The 19473-nt window shown below is 27.9% G+C and carries 12 protein-coding genes; all 12 read left to right on the top strand.

Annotation, left to right across the window (positions count from 1 at the left end; translation table 11 throughout):
- Positions 1–1395, top strand: a 1395-nt coding sequence (locus ABNK64_RS09925; protein WP_349764259.1) for a phosphoadenosine phosphosulfate reductase domain-containing protein, incomplete at its 5' end; no start/stop codon positions are given.
- 18 nt (positions 1396–1413) lie between these two features.
- Entirely contained in the window at positions 1414–2304 is an 891-nt protein-coding gene (locus ABNK64_RS09920) for a DUF4007 family protein (protein WP_300343513.1), read from the top strand.
- A gap of 12 nt (positions 2305–2316) precedes the next feature.
- Positions 2317–5925, top strand: a complete 3609-nt coding sequence (locus tag ABNK64_RS09915; protein ID WP_349764258.1) for a DUF6079 family protein — start codon at positions 2317–2319, stop codon at positions 5923–5925.
- A gap of 10 nt (positions 5926–5935) precedes the next feature.
- A complete protein-coding gene (locus tag ABNK64_RS09910) occupies positions 5936–7090 on the top strand; it encodes an aminotransferase class V-fold PLP-dependent enzyme (protein WP_349764257.1) in 1155 nt (384 codons plus the stop codon).
- A gap of 11 nt (positions 7091–7101) precedes the next feature.
- Positions 7102–9276: a DEAD/DEAH box helicase family protein gene (locus ABNK64_RS09905; protein ID WP_349764256.1), complete on the top strand. Its 2175-nt coding sequence runs from the start codon at positions 7102–7104 to the stop codon at positions 9274–9276.
- On the top strand, positions 9260–9418 hold the full coding sequence (locus tag ABNK64_RS09900; RefSeq protein ID WP_300343522.1) for a hypothetical protein: 159 nt from the start codon (positions 9260–9262) through the stop codon (positions 9416–9418). The genes ABNK64_RS09905 and ABNK64_RS09900 overlap by 17 nt, the downstream gene beginning before the upstream one ends.
- Positions 9418–11388 (top strand): AAA family ATPase, encoded by a 1971-nt coding sequence (locus ABNK64_RS09895; protein ID WP_300343524.1) that lies wholly within the window; start codon positions 9418–9420, stop codon positions 11386–11388. The genes ABNK64_RS09900 and ABNK64_RS09895 overlap by 1 nt, the downstream gene beginning before the upstream one ends.
- 11 nt (positions 11389–11399) lie before the next feature.
- A complete protein-coding gene (locus tag ABNK64_RS09890) occupies positions 11400–11921 on the top strand; it encodes a hypothetical protein (protein ID WP_300343525.1) in 522 nt (173 codons plus the stop codon).
- 26 nt (positions 11922–11947) lie between these two features.
- Positions 11948–14062, top strand: a complete 2115-nt coding sequence (locus tag ABNK64_RS09885) for a DUF262 domain-containing protein (RefSeq protein ID WP_349764255.1) — start codon at positions 11948–11950, stop codon at positions 14060–14062.
- Between the two features lie 169 nt (positions 14063–14231).
- A complete protein-coding gene (locus ABNK64_RS09880; protein WP_349764254.1) occupies positions 14232–15422 on the top strand; it encodes a metallophosphoesterase family protein in 1191 nt (396 codons plus the stop codon).
- A gap of 1 nt (position 15423) precedes the next feature.
- Positions 15424–18474 (top strand): AAA family ATPase, encoded by a 3051-nt coding sequence (locus tag ABNK64_RS09875; RefSeq protein ID WP_349764253.1) that lies wholly within the window; start codon positions 15424–15426, stop codon positions 18472–18474.
- Positions 18475–18552: 78 nt separating this feature from the next.
- Positions 18553–19416, top strand: coding sequence for a 2-hydroxycarboxylate transporter family protein (locus ABNK64_RS09870; protein ID WP_349764252.1), 864 nt, complete (start codon positions 18553–18555; stop codon positions 19414–19416).
- Positions 19417–19473: the final 57 nt, after the last annotated feature.

Below are 19473 nucleotides of genomic sequence, written 5' to 3'. Positions count from 1 at the left end.
ATTTCTAAATTCATCATATCCCTCCAATATTATTTGCTTAAAAAAATTAATTTAAAAAAATTCGCTTTTTTAAACAATTATGATCATTTTAATAAACATATACAGAAGTTTATTGAATTTAATAAAAATAGATTAAATTATCTGTATGATGAGGCTTGTGAATTCATAAAAGAAACAAGTAAAAACTATCCTTTAGAAAATATAATACTATCATTTTCAGGTGGGAAAGACTCAACAGTATCTGCTGATTTAGCTGTTCGTGCTTTGAGTGAACCAAGTTTAGTACATATTTTTGGAGATACAACTTTAGAATTTCCTATGACAATGGAGTATGTTAATAGATTTAGAGAAAATAATAGGAAAGCAATATTTAAAGTAGCAAAAAATAAGGAACAAAATTTTTATAAAGTTTGTGAAGATATTGGACCACCAGCAAGGATGTTAAGATGGTGTTGTTCAATGTTTAAGACAGGACCGATAACAAGGGTTTTGAATAATTTATATAAAGATAAGCAAGTATTAACATTTTACGGAATAAGAAAATGCGAATCTGTAAGTAGAAGTAAATATAATAGAGTTGAGAATAGTGCAGATGCAATTAAAATTAATAAACAAACAGTAGCATCACCAATTTTTTATTGGAAAGATATTGATATCTGGTTATATATTCTTGGTGAAAAAATAGATTTTAACGATGCTTATCGTTTAGGATATGACAGAGTGGGGTGTTGGTGTTGCCCAAATAATAATGAAAGAGCTCAGTTTTTATCAAGTATATATATGCCTGAACAAAGTGAAAAATGGAAAGAATTTTTAATTGAATTTGCTAAAAAGATTGGAAAACCAGATCCAGAAGTTTATGTAAATAGTGGAAAGTGGAAGGCTAGACAAGGGGGAAATGGATTAAAAGCATCAGATGATATAAAGATAAAATTTTCTAACTGTACGGCTGAAGAACAAGCAAAAATTTATCAATTAAATAAGCCAATAGATGAGTGGTTTTATGAATTGTTTTTACCTTTTGGAAGGTATGCACCAGAACTTGGAAGAAAATTAGTAAAAGAAAGAATAATTGTGGATATAAAAACAAATATTCCAATAATATCTATCCAACCATTTGTACAGGAAGGATATGAGTATTCTGTAAAAATAAAAACTATGAATGTAAAAAAAATTGAAGATATTCAAAGAATGATAGCCTATCAAATCAAAAAATATAATGCTTGTAGAAAATGTTTAAAATGTGAGTCATTATGTAAGTTTGGAGCTATTTCAATAAAATATGATGAATACCATATTTCAGATAATAAATGTAAAAGATGTAAGATGTGTGTAACACCTAAGTATTTAGTAGGTGGTTGTTTGATGGATAGATATTTAAAAACAAAAAATTAAAATAGTTTGGAGAAAAGAATGGAGAAAATGAAATTTAGAGGGCACGAAACTTTTTTTATAAGAAAAGGGTGGCTTAATAAAGGAATGAGGAATATAATAAAAGATCCATATGTTTTTATGGGAGTAAATGGAAATCCTAGTGATATTTTAGGTATAGGGACTAATATGATTAAATCCTTGAGATACTGGTTACAAGCTGTTGGAATTAGTAAAGAAAAAATGAGTGGGAAAAAAATGCAAGAGCTTACAGAATTAGGAAAAATAATAAATGAAAATGATCCATATACTGAAGAACTTGGAACATTAGCACTGTTACATTATTCTTTAGCTATAAACAAGGAATTGGCAACATCTTGGTATTTTTTCTTTAATGTATTTTCTAATATAGAATTTACGAAAGAGGATTTTATAAATCAATTGAAAAATTATATAAAAATAAATGGAGTAGATGTTTCTGAAAGAGCTATTGAAGATGATTATAATTGTATATTAAGCACTTATATTCCAAGAATAAAGAGCTCAACAAGTAAAATAAATCCAGAGAGTAATATTGATTGTCCACTTGGAGAATTAAATTTGATAGATATATTAGATAAAAAAGAGAAAATTTATAAAAAAGTACCAATAGTTTTTGAAAAGTTACATCCTCTAATTATTTTGGCAATAATATTAAAAGAATATCCAGAAAAGAAAGAGGTTAAAATATCATCTATTTTAGATGAAGATAAAAGTATAGGAAAAATATTTAATTTGGATATGATAAATCTTTTAAAAATTCTATATATATTGGAAAGAATGGAATATATAAAAGTAATTAGAACCGCAGGTTTAGATGTAATTAGAATAGAAACTAATATGGATTATATAGGTGTAGTAAAAGAGTATTACAATTCAATAAATAGTTATTAATGGAGAAGAGATATGGGAAAGAAACATATAGAAACAGTAAAAGATTTTCAAACTTCAATAAATATAGCTCTTGATCTATATGATGATAGAAAGATAGAAAATTTTATACCAACAGTATCAGCAATAAAAATAATAGAAGAAATTTTATTAAGTACAAATATAAACTCTACACAAAGAGCTAAAATGCTAGTAGGAGCATATGGAAGAGGTAAATCTCATATAGTTCTTGTAGCTTTATCTGTGTTATTTAAGAAGAATAAAGAGATATTTGCTAGAGTATTGGAAAAAATTAAAAGCTATAACAAAGATATGTATGAATTTATAAGTTCTTATATAGAGAGTGACAGAAAAATTTTGCCAATAGTTATTTCTGGAAATGGAAGTACATTATCTCAGTCGTTTCTTTTAGGATTACAACAAACATTAAAAAATGAAGATTTGGAAGAACTTATACCAGATACAAATTATTCAGCTGTAATAGCAACAATAGAGAATTGGAAAGATAATTACCCAGAAACATATGAAAAATTAAAAGAAAAATTGGAGCAACCAATTACAAATTTTATTTTAAAAATAAAAGAGTATGATTTTGAAAGCTATAAAAGATTTGAATTGATATATCCACAATTGACTTCTGGAAGTAGTTTTAACCCTTTTAATGGAATAGATATAGTTGATTTATATGAGAAAGTAGCTATAAAGTTAAAAGAAAAGGGATATCTAGGGATATATGTAGTATATGATGAGTTTAGTAAATATTTAGAAGGAAATATTGAAAATACTGGGAATAATGAAGTTAAATTATTGCAGGATTTTGCAGAAAAATGTAATAGAAGTGGAAGTTTACAACTTCATCTCTTATTGATAAGTCACAAAGAGTTATCAAACTATTTTTCCAAAAATTTAACTAAAGAAAAAATAGATGCTTGGACAGGTGTTTCAGGAAGATTCAAAGAGATTTTGGTACAAGATAATTTTGAACAAACTTATGATGTAATATCACAAGTTATAAAAAAAGATGAAAAATACTGGAAAAAATTCCAAATAAAGTATAAAGATAATTTTGAGATTTTGCAAGAAAGCACAACAATAACTGAAGGATTAAATGTTGGAAGAGAGGATAGAGAGAATATTATTAAAGGTTGTTATCCATTACATCCAATTTCAACTTTTATACTTCCAAGGATTTCAGAAAAAATAGCTCAAAATGAAAGAACTTTATTTACATTTCTATCAGCAGAGCAAAAATATACACTTAATAGTTACTTAAAAACATATGACGAAGATAAATTTAAGATAATAACTCCTGATTATATTTTTGATTATTTTGATCCGTTGTTAAAAAAAGAAAATTACAATAGTGATATTTATAAGACATATAAACTATTAAAAACAGTCTTAGTAAAAGTGGAAGAAAATTCTTTAGAGAGTAAAATTTTAAAGACAATAGCATTAATATATTTTATTGAACAATTTGAAAGAATAGCTCCTACTCGCGATACAATAATAGAGATATATAAAAGTGAATATTCCGTTGAAACTATAATTGAAGTTTTAAAGAAATTACAAGAAAAAGAATGTATAGTCTATTTAAAATTGAGTAATAATTACTTAAAGATAAAAGAAAGTAGTGGTGTAGATATAGAGAATGAAATTATAAGATATAGAGAGAAACACTTAACTAAAATACCTTATATAGATTTACTTAATAACTTACCATTTGATAATTTTCTTTATCCAACTAGATATAATGATGAAAATGAAATAATGAGATATTTTAATTTTGTTTTTATAAAAAGTGGAGATATTTATAGTAAAAGATATTTAGAAATAAGGGATGAGTTTAGTGATGGAGTTGTTTTTGGGGTAATTCCAGCTTCACAAGATAATATAGAAGACTTACAGGAGAAGTTAAAGAGCGAAATTAAAGATGAACAGATGATATTCATACTCCCTAAAAAATACAAGAATATCAGTAGTCTAATATATAGATATAAAAGTATAGAGGAGTTAAAACGACTAGCACAAGATGATAGTGTTTTAAGAGATGAATATGAGTTAATTCAAAATGATTTACAAGAGGTTATTTTTAATTATATAGATTCCTTTGTTCGTCCAGAAAGATTAGAGGTTGAATATTATTATTTGGGAGAAAAGAGAGGAATTTATAGAAAAGCTCACCTTTCAAATCTCTTGTCAGATATATGTGAAAAAATTTTTTATAAAACACCATTGATAAATAATGAAACTATAAATAAAAATATTATATCTACAGCAACATTAAATAGCAGAAATAAGATAGTAAGAAAATTATTAGATAATGTTTTAGAAGAAAATCTATCTTTAAGAGGTACAGGACAAGAAGTAACTATAGTTAGAAGTTTACTTTTAAATAAAGGAATATTAAAAAAGAATATATATGATAATTTGGAAATTAACCTAGATATAGAGGATGAAAAATTAAAAAATATTTTAAAAATTATAGATGGATTTTTATCTAAGGAGATAATATCAAATTGGAGAAACTTTAAGGAATTATATGATAGATTATTATTACCAGAAAATAATATTGGAATAAAAAGAGGAGTAATTCCAATATATTTAGCTCTATTAATACATAAATATAAAAAGTTCTTAATAATTAAGAATAATGAAGTAGAAGAAAAAATAGATGTTGAACTTTTAAATAAGATAAATGAAAATCCAGAGAGTTATTCAGTATATATTGAAGATTGGAATGAGGAAAAAGGGAATTACCTGACAGAGTTAACAAAAATATTTGACGAGTATACAGTTGGAGATAATGGGGGACTAAATAATTTCAAATATCAAGTTGGAAGTATGAAACAATGGTATTTATCTTTACCAAAATATAGTAAGGAAACAATAAGTGAATATGTTGGAGAAGATCAATATCAAGAGATAGAAAGAGTAAAAAAAGAGTTTTTAAATAGTTTAAAATTAGAAATAGATAATCCAAGAGAGTATATTTTTGAGAAACTGATGAATATATATGGATATAATAAATTAGACTTAGATATATTACAAGATATAAAAAGAACAAAGGTATATTTTGAAGGATTATTAGAGAAATTAAAATTGAGATTAATAGAAGATGTGAAGAAAATATTTAGTAAAAATAGTGACCAATCTCTAATTTCAATAATGAAAAATTGGGAAGAAGAATTAAATGAAAAAACTAAAGAACATATTTTTAATAAGAATGAAAGTAGAGTTTTGGAATTAATTCGTAGTTCTAAAAATAATGAGATAGTTTTTATTGAAAAAATAGCAAGAATGTTAACCTCTTTAAGAGTAGAAGATTGGAATAATAGTATAATAATTAAATTTTTACAAGAAGTTAAAGAGTTTAAAATTACTGTAGAGGAGTTTAATAGTAATTCTTTGAATAAAGAAGAGGGGAAAAATAATTCTTATAAAATAACTTTTGTAAATGAAAATGGAAATGAACAGGCTAAAACTTTTGATAAAGTAGAATATACAAGAAGAGCAAGTTTACTTTATAACGATCTATTGAGTTCTATAGATGAGATGGGGGAATCAATATCTCAACAGGAGATAAGACAGATATTAATAGAGATATTGGAGAAATTTTGTTAGGGGGATTTAGATGAAAATAGCATATTTTGATAATTCAGCCACTACATTTCCAAAGCCTGAGCAAGTGTACTCTTTTATGGATAGTTTCTATAGAGAGAATGGAGTCAATGTAGGAAGAGGACAACATAAGTTAGCTTCAAAAGCAAATTATTTAGTTGAAGAAACCAGAGAGTTATTAAAAAAATTACTACATTGTGAAAATAAAGAGGTGATTTTTACTAATACAGCTACTGAAGGGTTAAATTTATTATTAAATGGAGTGGAGTGGGAAAATGATATAAACATATATATATCTCCATTTGAGCATAATTCAGTAACAAGAACTTTGCATAATTTAGAGAAAAAATATAGGTTAAATATTGAAATATTAGATTTTAATAGAGAGTTATGTGAATATGATTTAGAAAAAATATATCAAAATTTTGAAAAAAAGCCACCTAAATATATAATTATAAGTCATTGTAGCAATGTATTTGGAATAGTTGCTCCAATTGAAGAGATAACTAGAGAAAGTAAAAAATATAAAGCATTTAACATTATTGATATGTGCCAAACTGCGGGACTTATAGAGACAAATGTTGGAAATGAAAATATAGATGCAGTTGTTTTTGCTGGACATAAGACACTTTATGGACCATTTGGAGTATCGGGAGTAATTTTAAAAAAAGGAATAGAGCTAAAGCCATTGATATTTGGTGGTACAGGTGTAGACTCTGCCAATCAGGATATGCCTAATAATTTACCAGCTAGATATGAAGCTGGAAGTCAAAATATTTTGGCAATATCTGGATTAAATTCTGCTTTAAAATGGATTCGAGATATTGGAATAAAGAGTATTTATGCTAAGGAAGAGAGTATTTTTAAAAAATTAATAAAAATTTTAGAAAAATATAAAAATATAGAATTAATTGGGTATAAAGAACGAGAAAAACAGGTAGGAGTTGTTTCTTGTAGATTTAAGAATTATTCGGCTGATGAGATAGGACAGGTATTGAGTGATATGGATATAGCAGTGAGAACAGGATTACATTGCTCTCCATATGCTCACAAGTTTTTTAATACTTATCCAGCAGGAACAGTTAGATTCAGTATAGGATATTTTACTGAAGATGAAGATTTGGAACAACTGGATAAAGTTCTAGATTACATAGAAAAAAATTCTTAAAAGGGGATAAAATGAGTTTAAAAGAATTAGAAATTAAAGAGGAATATCGATCCTTACAAGATGACATTATTAGAGAGTTTTATATACCATTGTTAAAAAATAGCATAAGTTATAAAAGAGCTGTTGGTTTTTTCTCATCATCTTCATTGGCTGAAATAGCTAAAGGGATCAATGAATTTATAAAAAATGATGGAAAAATAAAATTGATTGCTTCTCCTAAATTATCTGAAAAGGATATTGTAGATATAGAATTGGGTTACAAATTGAGAGAAGAAGTGATGAAAGAAAATATTCTTATGGAACTTTCCAATCCGAAAGATGAGATTGAAAGAAAGCAGATCAGTTTATTATCTTCATTGATAGCCCAAAATTATTTGGATATAAAAATAGCTTTTATGGAAAATGATTCAGCTTTAGGAATGTATCATGAAAAGATGGGAATATTTGAAGATGAAAATGGGAATTTGGTAGCTTTTTCAGGCTCTATGAATGAAAGTTTAACAGCTATGAAAACAAATTATGAAACAATAGATGTATTTTGTTCTTGGAGAGATGGAAGCAGAGCTGAAAGAAAAGATAAAGCTTTTGATAGAATTTGGAACAATAGTGAAAATAATATTAAGATTTTAGAATTTCCTGAATTAAAAAAAGAGTTTGTAAAAAGATATCCAGTTAAAGAAGATAGTGCTTTTGATGAGGAGGTTAAAGAGGAAGATATTTTACCGAAAAATAATTATCCAATTATTCCAAATAATATACAACTATATGATTATCAATTAGAGGCTATTGAAAATTGGAAAAATAGAGATTATAGAGGTATTTTTGATATGGCTACAGGATCTGGAAAGACCTTAACAGGATTAGGAGCTCTGTGTACATTATCAAAAGAAGTGGATAATAAACTTTTCGTTATAATAGTCTGCCCTTATCAACATTTAGTAGAGCAATGGGTAGAAGATATAGTTAGATTTAATATAAAACCAATAATTGGTTATAGCTCTTCTAAACAAAAAGATTGGAAAGATAGATTAAATAGAGCAATTAGAAATCAAAATTTAAAGATAGAATCAAAGAAATTTTGTTGCTTTATTTGTACAAATGCAACTTTTACTTCAAATTATGTTCAAGATAAATTGGATGAAATAAAAGGAAGAAAACTTTTAATAGTAGATGAAGCACATAATTTTGGATCAACTAAACTTTTGAAAACTTTGCACGAAGGATATGAGTATAGATTGGCACTTTCTGCTACATTAGATAGGCATAATGATGAGGTAGGAACTAATAAATTATATGAATTTTTTGGAGAAAAGGTAATTGAATATACATTAGAACGTGCTATTGCTGATGGAAAATTAACACCATATAAGTATTATCCAATACCGATTTATTTAACACCCAATGAATTGGAAGAGTATACAAATATAACTTATGAAATATGTAGGCATATAACTGTAGATGATAAAGGAAGAAAAAAATTAGATTCGTATGGTGAGATTTTAGCTATTCAAAGAGCTAGAATAATTGCAGGAGCCCAAAATAAATTATCAAAACTAAAAGAGAATATCCTTCCCTATAAAGATGATAAATTTATTCTTGTTTATTGTGGGGCAACTAATGTTTTGATAGAAAATAAGGATATATCTGAAACTAATGAGAAAGATTTAAAACAGATTACAGCAGTTACTCAAGTATTGGGAAATGAACTAGATATGAGAGTGGCAAAATTTACTTCTGAAGAGAGTATAGATGAGAGAAAAGAAATAAAGGATGCTTTTGAAAAAGGATATTTACAAGGATTAGTAGCTATTAAATGTTTAGATGAAGGAGTAAATATTCCAGATATAAAAACTGTTTTTATTCTAGCGAGTACAACTAATCCTAAAGAGTATATTCAGCGAAGAGGAAGGGTTTTAAGAAAATCTAAAAATATTACTAAAGATTTTGCAGAGATTTATGATTTTATAACTTTACCACGTCCATTAGATACTGTGCAGTATTTAACTCTTGAGCAATTAAAAATGGATATCTCTTTAGTAAAAAAAGAGTTGATTAGAATGGAAGAATTTGGGAAATTAGCAATGAATCCAGCTACTGCTAGAAAGTTTATTTTCGATATAAAAGAAGCCTATAAGGATAATATAAGATATTTTGAGGAGGAAAATGATTATGGAGAATGCTATTAAAATAGATGAGAAAATAGTTGAAAAGATAGCAAAGAAAACTGTTATTTTAGAAAAAGGAAATTTAAAAACAAGAGAATTAACAGATGCTAAAATAGTATTAGAAATTAAGAAAATTATTGAGGAAGAGGTGGAGATAGATTAATGAAAATTATATATATGGAATTAAAAAATTTCAGACAATTAAAAGATGCAAAAATTGAGTTTTCCACTGATGAGTATAAAAATGTAACTATAATAATGGGAAATAATGGAACTGGTAAAACTACTTTAGCACAAGCATTTTCTTGGTGTTTATACGGAGAAACAAATTTTAAAATAAAGGATGTTTTAAATAAAGATGTTGAAAAAAATTTAGAAAATAATTTTGGAACAAGTGTTGAAGTTAAAATAGGACTAGAACATGGTGAGATTAGATATGAAATAACAAGAGAACAGAGATATCAGAAAAAAGGAAATAATAGATTAATTCAGGAAGCACCAGAGGTAAGATTAGTACTAAAAAGAAAAGATGGCACAGTTATAAAAGTAAATGATTGGGAGAAGGAGATAAGAAATATTTTACCAAGTGAACTTTCAAAATACTTTTTCTTTGATGGAGAAAGAATAGAAAAGATGAGTAAGGAAGTTCAAGGGGGAAAAAGAAGTAATGAATTTGCTGAAGCTGTAAGAGGTCTATTGGGATTAAATGTAATAATTTCAGCTCTTGATCATTTAAAGCCTAGATCTAAGCAGAGTGTTATAGGTAGATATGAAGAAAGTTATGATCAAAATAGTAACTCAAAAGTAAAAGATTACACAAGGAAATTAAGAAATTTAAGAGAAACAGTTGAAAAAAATCAACAACGTATGAATGAGATTAAGGAACAAGAAAAAAGTTCAAAAGAGATAATAGCTGAATGTAAAGAAAAATTAAAATTTATGGAGGAATCTAAAAAGCTTCAAGAGAAAAGAGATAAAAAAGAAAGTGAAAAACTAGCTTATGAAAAGCAAAAGACTGAAAAGATAAGTTCTTTACTTAAAGATTTTAATTCAGGAGCATTATCGTTCTTTTCAAGATATATGATATTAGATACTATTGGAGAATTAACTAATTTAAAATATGATGAAAAGTCAATTCCAGAGCTAAGTTCAAAGGCTATAAAATATCTGTTAGAACATCATAAATGTATTTGTGGAAGAGATATTGAGGAGGGAAGTGAAGAGTATAAAAATTTAGAAAAGTTATTAGAATATCTACCCCCAAAATCATTAGGAACATTAATAGGAATTTTCACTAATGAGTCAAATATTAGAGCAAAGCAGAAAAATGATATATACAGACATATTCAAGAAAATTATACGGATATTGATAAATTAAATGAGAAATTATTGGAAATTAGAGATGAATTAATTGCTCTTGATGAGAAACTTTTAGGAAAAGATGTAACTAAAACAGTGAATGATCTAACAAGAGATAGAAAAAATGCTGAAGTAGATCTAGAAAGATTAAGAGAAGAGAGAGAAAAATTAAGTAAGGATACAATCGAGAGAGAATACTTAGTGACAAATTTAGAAAGAAAAATAACAGAGTTAAATTTAACAAATAAGGAAAATAGAAAAATAGAGATTTATAAAGCTTATGCTTTAGGAGTATATGAGTATTTAAGTAAAATTCTGAATGAAAAGGAAACAGAGTTAAGAAATTATTTGGAAGATGAAATTAATAGTATTTTTAAAACTATATATGAAGGTGGATTGAGTCTAGATATTGATAAAAATTATGGAATAAAAGTTCAAGCTGATAATTATGAAACAGAGACTTCAACAGCACAGAGTATATCAGTAATTTTTGCTTTTATAAGTGGAATAATAAAATTAGCTAGAGAGTATCAGAAAAATGAAAATAAAGAGTTAGCATCAGAGCCTTATCCGTTAGTTATGGATGCTCCATTATCAGCTTTTGATAAGCATAGAATAAAAAAGGTATGTGAGGTATTACCTGAGATTGCTGAACAAGTAATAATTTTTATAAAAGATACAGATGGTGATTTAGCTAAAGAAAATTTAAAAAATAAGATAGGAAAGATGTACAATTTAGAAAAAATTAATGAATTTAATACTAATGTAAAATAGGAAGTGGAAAGATGTTTGAGAGGGAATATGTTTTTAGAGGAAAACACGCAGAATTTGTAAAAGATTTAACTGGAAAGTTTGGTGGAGATGGGAAGTATCAAATTTTAAGTAGAAATTTAGATGTTTTTTTGTTAGCTCCAATAATAGGATTTATATATAAACGTCAAGGTAAAATAGATAGTTCTCTAAATTCTGAAGGTAAAAATGAAAATACTAAGATATTTTTAGAACAAATGTTAAGAATAAAGGATGAAGCAATATATAATTATAGATTGATAATGTTAAGAGATAAAAAATATGAAAGCTCTATGGAAATGAGAATAGAAAAGGCTTTTAAAAATATAGGAACACCTGAAGGAGAAAAGGATTTAGAACATTTTAATAGCTATATATTAGGTGGAGTAGAGGTGCTATACGAAAAGATAATGTTGAATGCCAAAAACAGCGAAGATTATATTTTAAATATATTGGAATTTATGACAGAGTTTGAAAATGAGAATAATGATGTTGTTGATATATTGGATATAATTTAAAATAATTATCAAAAAGGAGAAATTATATGAAAGTAAGGGCTTTATATGATATTTTTGAAGATGAGAATGAAGGAAAAATAGTATTACCAAACTTTCAAAGAGAATTTGTCTGGGAAGAAAAGCAACAAAAAGAGTTATTAGCTACTTTTCTTGTAGAGCTACCAATAAGTAGTATCTTACTTTTAAAAGGAAGTCCAGATGATTTTAACTACAGAAAACTATGCTTTAAAGAAGAAGTAGAAGGAGCAAGAGAAGAGTGTTATTATCTATTAGATGGACAACAAAGAATGAGTACATTAAAATCTATATTTTATAATTTTTTTGATAAAAATTGGGAAGATAATTGGACAAGATTATATGGTAAACTAAGAAATGTCTGGTTTTTAAGAATGAAGAATTTAGATGAGGATAGTTTTGATATTTTTGGATATGAAGATTTAAATTTTGCAAATGAAAATCTAAGAAAATTTACTCCACAAGAGGTAGTAGATAATATAGAGGTTTTCAGAATATTAAAAACTAAGAAAGATTGTTGGTATCATCCAGAGTACAAATTTTTAAATTCAAGTGGAGAGATTATCTTAAACGATATAGAAAGAAAAAATGAATATATAAAAAAATGTGCTAGAGAGTATTTGATTCCATTAAATGGATTAGTTATAGATAAAAATATACAACAGTATATATTGAGTAGGATAGCAGATAATAGAATAAATGAGATATTTCTAGAGATTGAAGAGGAAGAGGATGAAGTTAAAAAACTTCAAAAAATACAAAGATATTTTTCAAGACCAGAGCTAACTTGTTCATTGAGTACTTTAGTTGATTACGAGAACTTAAAAGAGAAGCTAAAATATGAAATTTGTGCTAACTGGAGAGTGAAAGTAGGAAACTTTTTAGACAAGCTTTTGAGACAAGAGATTAGTTTGATAGAGATAGAAAAAAATGAAATAAGTAGAGGAATAGCAATATTTGAGACAATAAATAAAGGAGGGACACCACTAGATAATTTTGATTTGATAGTGGCTAAGTCAGCAAAAGATTCTAATGAGAAAGCTTTGACCCAAAGAGTTAGAGAGTATTTAGAAAAAGATATCACTATTCCAGAAAGTGTAATTGGAGTTGAAAAAGAATGGAATGCTAGAGGATTGAGATTGATGACATTAAATGATGAGATTAGTAAAAAAATAAAAAATCAATACTTAAATACCCTATCTATATTTTTTCATATTGATACAGATTATGAATCGTTAAAAGTTGATCATATAAAAAGAGATAAAATTTTTGAAATGACACCTGAAGGAATAAATAGTTTAACAGAGAAAACAATAGACTCAATATTGAGAACATTGGCTTTTTGTAATTTAAGATTAGGAATAATTGAATTAGGAGATATATCTTTTGAATTAACTCTCATTCCTTTAGCTTATTTATTAAGTAGAGATGAGATTTGGACAAGTAAAAAAGCATTAGATAAGTTGGAATATTGGTATTGGGTTTCTGTTTTTACAGGAAGATATAGAGAAAAACAGAATATAAGAGCAATAGATGATTTAAAAACTCTATGTCATTGGATAATAGAAGAAAATTACAGAGACAAAAAAGTAATTGATCTAATAGAGAATAAAATAAATAAAGTTTTAACAGTAGATGAGTATTCAGATTTAAAAACTCTAAAAGATGGATCATTAACTCCAACTCCGGTTGTAAAAGGTATATTATCATATGTTTTAAGTAGAAATCCATTTGATCTATTGATAGATGAGGAAGAAAGAATATATAGTAAAATTTTAAGTGATCCAGAATATAAGTTAGAAGAGCATCATTTGGTTCCTTTAGGTGGAGATAAGAAATTAGGTGAACTTTCATCTAAAGTAAGAAATGATAAGAGCCATATTCTTAATAGTGTATTAAATAAAACAAAAATATCCAAAAAAGCTAATAGAGATATATCTAATCTAAAAATATCAGAATATATATCCCAGGTTAAAGAGATTTGTAGAATAAGTCATTGTATTCCAATAAATTTAGAAAGAGGCGAAAATGAGAGTTTAAATAAATATTTTGATAGATTAGTGGGAGAAAGATATATCAAAATTAGAGAAACTCTATTGGATGAGTTACACAATTTAAAAATGTAAGAAATTATTTTCAAAAATAAGCTGTTGTAAGCTGATGATTTTTATTCATTGGTTTTCAACAGCACTTTTTATAATAAACTATTATTTTAGATGAAGTTTTGTTATTTGAAAGAAATTGATATATGTGTTATGATAGGGTTGAGTAAATTACAAATTAAGGGGGAGTGAAATGAAGATATTACACACTTCAGATTGGCATTTAGGAAAGAGATTGGAAGGATCAAAAAGAATAGAGGAACAGAAAAAATTTGTAGATACACTTGAAAAAATAGTAAATGAAGAGAATCCGCAGTTAATATTAATAGCTGGGGATATATTTGATACACCAGCACCAAGTTCAGAGGCAGAGAAACTATTTTTTGATGCAATGAAAAAAATATCAAATTTTGGTAAGAGAGCCATAGTTATAATTCCAGGTAACCACGATAGTGCAGAGAGATTGGTAGCCTCAAAGAATTTAGCTAAAGAGTTTGGAATAATAATATATGAAAAACCTTTTGAAGAGAAAGAGTTAGGAAAATATGGGGAGTTTGAGATAGAGAGAGCCACTCAAGGAGGGGCGTTATTAAATATAGGTGGAGAGAGAGTATATATTTATTCGTTACCATATATGAGTGAAGCTATATTAAATGATGAGTATAGAAATTTATTTGAAGAGAGTGATGAGGATTTACCTTATACTAAAAAGATAGGAAGGGTATTGAAATATGGAGTTTCTCAATTGGAGAATATTCCAAAAGTTGTAATGGCTCATCTATTCATTATGGGAAGTATTGGTGATGGAGATGAGAGAGGAGTCGAATTAGGTGGAAGTAAGGGAGTAGACTTAAATGATCTACCTGATGTTGATTATATAGCACTTGGGCATATACACAAGCCAGTAAAATATAGTAAGAAGAGAGCTTGTTATTCAGGATCACCGATAGAGTATAGAGTTACAGAGAATAGATATAAGAAAAAAGTGATAATAGCAGAATTAAAAGGGGAGCTACAAACAGATATAAGGGAGATAGAGCTAGAAAATTATAAGCCTATAAAGAGATATGAGGTGATAGGTGTAGAAGAGGCTATAAACCTATCTAAAGAGCTTATGAAGGTAGAAGAATGGGTATATTTAAAAGTTGAAACTGATAGGTATCTATCTGGAGCAGAGATTAGGGAGATTAAAAAGAATAAAAATATAGTTGAACTAAGTATTGCATACCAAAATAGTGAAGAGAACCAAGAAGTAAATTATTTTGAAAATGGTGAAATCAATATTAAAGATAGTTTCATAGAGTATTACAAAAAATTTGATGGAATAGAGCCAAGTGAAGAGACAATAGATCTATTTATGGAATTGTTAGGTGGGGAGGAGTAGAATGAGACCAATTTTATTAGAGATAGAGGGATTACAAAGCTATAAGGAGAAACAGGTTATAGATTTTGAAAAGCTATGTGAAAATGGACTGTTTGGAATATTTGGAGAGACAGGTAGTGGAAAATCTACTATTTTAGATGCTATGATATTGGCTATCTATGGAGATATTCCTAGAGCTTCGGAACTTGCTAATGAAAAAAATGGTCTAAAGAATTTTTTGAATACCTCATCTAAAAAGCTTGAGATATATTTTAAATTTGCTTTGGGAGAGGATACTTATGAGATAAAGAGAAAGTATGCTCTAGGAAAGAGTAAGGGTCAAGATGAGTTAAAAACAAAAGAACAATTATTAATAAAGAATGGGGAGATAATAGCTGACTCATCAACTAAGATCAAAAGTCAGATAGAGGAGGAGTTTGGTTTATCAATAGGGGATTTTTTGAGAACTGTTGTTTTACCTCAAGGAAAATTTAGTGAGTTTGTCAAACTTAAAGGAAAAGATAAGAGAATAATGCTTGAGAAAATCTTTGCTATGGAAAGATATGGACAGAGATTACAAGATAGAATCAGAGAGAGGGTAAAGGGGTTAAAAGCTAAGGATAAAGAGTTATCTCAAGAGATGGAGAGCTTTTTAGAGGTAAGCATTGAAAAGATTCAAGAGTTGGAAACTCTAAGAGATGAGAGATTATCTATAAAAGAGAGAAAAGTTGAAGAAGAGAAGGAGATTGAAAAGAGGTTTGTTGAATTAAACTCTTTGAAAAAAGATTTTGAAGAGTTTAGTTTTTACTCTAAAGAGAAAGAGCAACTAGACGGTGAAAGAGATGATATAGAGTACAAAAAAGCCAAATTACTTTGTGGTAGAAATGCTAATGAGGTAAAAAAGGTTATTGTTGAATTTGAAGAAAAGGAAGAAGAGAAGAAAAGAGTAATTGAAAGTTTAACTCAATTGAGATTGAAAGAGGAGGCTCTACTTTCAAATATTGACAATTTGAACAAAGAGATTGAAAAAGAGAGAGAGAAGAATATTGAGATTCAAGATAAGAGGGAAAAAGTTGATTATAGCAGAGATGAAGAGGAAAAAATAAATGAGGTATTAAAAAATAAAGAGATAGTAAAATCTAAAGAGGGGTATTTAAAGAGAATAGCAATTGAAGTTGAGGAGTTAAAAGAGATTAGAGATAGGAAAAATATTGAACTTCAAGCTAAGAGAGAGGAGCTAGAGACAAAAAGTAGAGAGTCACTTGCTTTTCCAGAGATAGATAGAGAGAGTATAGACGAATATAGGGTAAAAATCGAAGGGTATCAAAGAGTTTTTGAAAGTTATCAAGAGAAAAAACAGGAGAGAGAGTTAAATTTAGTAAGAATAGGTAAGTTAAAAGAGGAGTTAGAGAGTTTACATCAGGAGAAAATAGAGCTAGAAAGAGCAGTTGAGGAGTTAGAGAGTAAAAAAAGAGAGAATCTTGCATATGAACTAGCCAAAGATCTGAAAGAGGGAGAGCCTTGTCCTGTTTGTGGATCTATACATCATATGAAGTTGGAGCATAAAGAGAGTGAAGATATTGAAATCATAAAAAAAGAACTAAAAAATTTAGAGGATAAAAAAGTCAACAACACTGTAACTATTGGTAAAAAAAATGGAGAGATAGAGAGCTTAGAGAGAAATATTGAGAGATTAAAAGTATATTATGAGGATAGATTGATAGATGAAGATATTTTAAAAGAGTTGATGACAGACAGAGATAGATTTCAAAAGAGTTTGGAAGAAGAGGAGAAAAGGCTAGAGAGATTAAGTTCAGCTAAAAAAGAGTTAGAGTATCTAGTAAAAGGGTTATCAGAGAGTGTTAAAAATATAGAGCTAGAACTAGAAAGATTGGTGGAAAAAAATGAGAAGCAAGAGAGAGCATATTTAGAATTGGAAGGGGAGATAGATAGATTAAACTCTGAGATAGAAAAGTATGGTGAGGAGTTTCTAAATCAAGATATAGAGAGTTTAAATTCTAGAAGAGAGATTTTAAGAGAAAATTATAAAAAGATTGAAGCTTATGATTTAGAGATGAAGAGATTGAGAGCTTCTATCCAAAGAGGAGAGAGTGAGCTACAGGAGAGTAAAAAATCAATAGATGAGAATAGAATGGGAATTAATAGATGTGAGGTAGAAGTTAAGAGTTTAGATGGAGTGATTGAGAAATTAAAAAAACAGATAGATGAGTTGATGGGTAAATATAACTTTATAACAATTGAGGAGATAGAGGATAACTGTATCAATGAGATTGAAGAGACTTCATATACACAGGATATCAATAGTTATGAAGATAGATATCAAAAAGTTACTATTCTATTGAAAAAATCAGAGGAAAATATAGCTGGAAAAGAGTTTTCTATAGAAAAATGGGAAGAGATACAAGTAGTTAAAGAGGGAATAAAAGAGGAGATAGTTCAGCTAATTGAGGATCTACAGAGATTAAATATGGATATTGATGAGATGAAAAAACAATTGGCTCTTTCAAAAGAGAAGGGAAAAGAGTTGAAAGAACTTAGAAAAGAGTTGGCTATTGCAGAGGATTTATTAAGTAAATTTAGTAGTGGTGGTTTTGTAAACTACTTAACAACTAGAAAATTAAGAGGAGTTATGGAGAATGCCTCTTATTATGTGAATAAAATTACAAATGGTAGATATAAGTTATATACAGATGATGAGTGTGACTTCTATGTAATAGATGTATTCAATGAGGGAGTAAAGAGAAGGGTTGGAACTCTATCTGGTGGAGAGATCTTCATAGTATCACTATGTTTAGCTTTAGCTCTTTCTAAGCAGTTACAATTAAAAGGGAAGGTGCCATTGGAGTTTTTCTTCTTAGATGAAGGATTTGGAAGCTTAGATAGCAATCTTCTAGACAAGATTATGGAGGCTATTGAGAGTATTAGAAGAGAGGAAAATATAAATATTGGAATAATCACTCACTTAGAGGATTTGAAAGTTAGAATTGATAAGAAACTACAGGTTGAGAAGGCAATTTTTGGTGAGAGAGGAACAAGAGTAAAAATAATATAAATACACTCTTGACAATTGGAAATGAATGTAGTATATCAGTATTGGGCTATTTAAATGAAAATTAAGGAGATGATTGTAATGAGCACAAAATTTAAATTAGCTGGAATTGAAATGAAATATTTTATTCCAATCTGTCTAGTTGTTATAACTTGTACTGCAATGGGAAAATTACCAACAGGAATGTTAGGGGCTTTACCATTAATGATTGTCATTGGTGTAATTTTTGATTTTATAGGAAATAAGACTCCTATTGTAAAAGATTATCTGGGTGGAGGACCTATTGTTATTATATTCTTATCAGCTTTTTTGGTATATTATAATGTGATCCCAGAGAAATCTTTAGCTATTATGAAGAACTTTATGACAAAGGAGAGCTTTTTAGATTTTTATATTGCAGCTCTAATTGTAGGTAGTATTCTAGGAATGGATAGAAAACTACTGATGAAAGCAGCATTGGGATATCTGCCTGTAATATTGGGTGGAGTTGCTGTATCAGTTCTATTGACAGGATTGGTAGGATTTATAACAGGATATGGATTCTTGAAATCTATTTTCTTTATAGCTATTCCTATTATGGGAGGAGGAATGGGAGCTGGAGCTATTCCTTTGGCTCAGATTTTCAGTACCTCTTTCAATCAGACACCAACAGAGTTATTAGCTGTTATGGTACCAGCAGTTGGATTGGGAAATGCTTTAGCAATAGTTTTTGGTGGACTATTAGATAAGTTAGGTAAAAAATATCCAAGCTTGAGTGGAGAGGGAAAACTTTTAAAATCTCAAGAGGAGATAGTAGAGCAAGATGAGGATCAAAAGAGAATAGAGTATACAGACTTAGGAATAGGTCTACTAATAGCTACAACATTCTTTGCTTTTGGTACTATTTTAAGCAAATATATTCCAATACACTCATATGCTTTGATGATGTGTTTTGCAAGTAGTTAGTTTAATAAATTGCAACTTTAAATTTCCAACTTTTATCCATTGTAAATTTAATAACTA

The organism is Fusobacterium sp. SYSU M8D902 (assembly GCF_040199715.1).
Classification (GTDB): domain Bacteria; phylum Fusobacteriota; class Fusobacteriia; order Fusobacteriales; family Fusobacteriaceae; genus Fusobacterium_A.
This window is presented reverse-complemented; position numbering and strand designations above follow the sequence as displayed.

What these genes read in the sequence shown, in the direction of transcription:
- ABNK64_RS09920 (WP_300343513.1), top strand. Translation starts at nt 1,414, where the DNA reads ATGGAGAAAATGAAATTTAGAGGGCACGAAACTTTTTTTATAAGAAAA.
- ABNK64_RS09915 (WP_349764258.1), top strand. Translation starts at nt 2,317, where the DNA reads ATGGGAAAGAAACATATAGAAACAGTAAAAGATTTTCAAACTTCAATA.
- ABNK64_RS09910 (WP_349764257.1), top strand. Translation starts at nt 5,936, where the DNA reads ATGAAAATAGCATATTTTGATAATTCAGCCACTACATTTCCAAAGCCT.
- ABNK64_RS09905 (WP_349764256.1), top strand. Translation starts at nt 7,102, where the DNA reads ATGAGTTTAAAAGAATTAGAAATTAAAGAGGAATATCGATCCTTACAA.
- ABNK64_RS09900 (WP_300343522.1), top strand. Translation starts at nt 9,260, where the DNA reads ATGGAGAATGCTATTAAAATAGATGAGAAAATAGTTGAAAAGATAGCA.
- ABNK64_RS09895 (WP_300343524.1), top strand. Translation starts at nt 9,418, where the DNA reads ATGAAAATTATATATATGGAATTAAAAAATTTCAGACAATTAAAAGAT.
- ABNK64_RS09890 (WP_300343525.1), top strand. Translation starts at nt 11,400, where the DNA reads ATGTTTGAGAGGGAATATGTTTTTAGAGGAAAACACGCAGAATTTGTA.
- ABNK64_RS09885 (WP_349764255.1), top strand. Translation starts at nt 11,948, where the DNA reads ATGAAAGTAAGGGCTTTATATGATATTTTTGAAGATGAGAATGAAGGA.
- ABNK64_RS09880 (WP_349764254.1), top strand. Translation starts at nt 14,232, where the DNA reads ATGAAGATATTACACACTTCAGATTGGCATTTAGGAAAGAGATTGGAA.
- ABNK64_RS09875 (WP_349764253.1), top strand. Translation starts at nt 15,424, where the DNA reads ATGAGACCAATTTTATTAGAGATAGAGGGATTACAAAGCTATAAGGAG.
- ABNK64_RS09870 (WP_349764252.1), top strand. Translation starts at nt 18,553, where the DNA reads ATGAGCACAAAATTTAAATTAGCTGGAATTGAAATGAAATATTTTATT.